Origin of the sequence: Bradyrhizobium sp. 147, assembly GCF_023073935.1 — a bacterium.
Lineage (GTDB): Bacteria > Pseudomonadota > Alphaproteobacteria > Rhizobiales > Xanthobacteraceae > Bradyrhizobium.
Genome location: NZ_JADPKL010000088.1, coordinates 1 through 514, shown reverse-complemented (window position 1 = coordinate 514; position 514 = coordinate 1). Strand labels below are relative to the sequence as shown.

Genomic DNA, 514 nt, shown 5'->3' with positions numbered 1-514 from the left:
AGGTCATTGGGAACGGCGCCGGCCGACAGCGGCGTGCCCTGCGCGCGGTTCTTCCGTTCACGGGCGCGCTTGACCAGGCCGTGGCGATCGAGCACGGCATGGATGGTGCTCTTGGCCGGCACCCTGACGTCACCATCCAGTCGCCGGACCAGGAGCTCGCGGATCTTGCGGGCTCCCCAATGTGGCTTCTCTGCCTTCAGGCGGACGATCTCGCTTTCAAGCTGCTGCGGCAGCTGGTTGGCGTAGCGCACCGGCCGTCGCGACCGGTCCGTCAGGGCCTCGAACCCGTGTTCCTTGTACCGGCCAAAGATCTTGTAGCCGGTCTTCCGCGAGATGCCGAACTCCCGGCATACCTCCGTCATGGCCTCGCCGTCCAGCAGCCGGGCGACAAACCGCAGGCGCTCCTCCATCACCGAACTCGCTTTCCACGGCATCTACACCTCCCGCAGAACAAAAGCGGAAAGTGTAACCCGTCTGTCCGGTACGAAATGTCACCTATGTCTCGGGCCGCTCA

At 64.8% G+C, this 514-nt stretch carries 1 protein-coding gene; it reads right to left on the bottom strand.

All coding sequences use genetic code 11. The annotated features are described in order from the left end of the window. Window positions 1-434 (bottom strand): helix-turn-helix domain-containing protein (locus IVA87_RS21050; RefSeq protein WP_247334878.1); only part of this gene is annotated, 434 nt, incomplete at its 3' end. Between the last annotated feature and the right edge of the window lie 80 nt (window positions 435-514).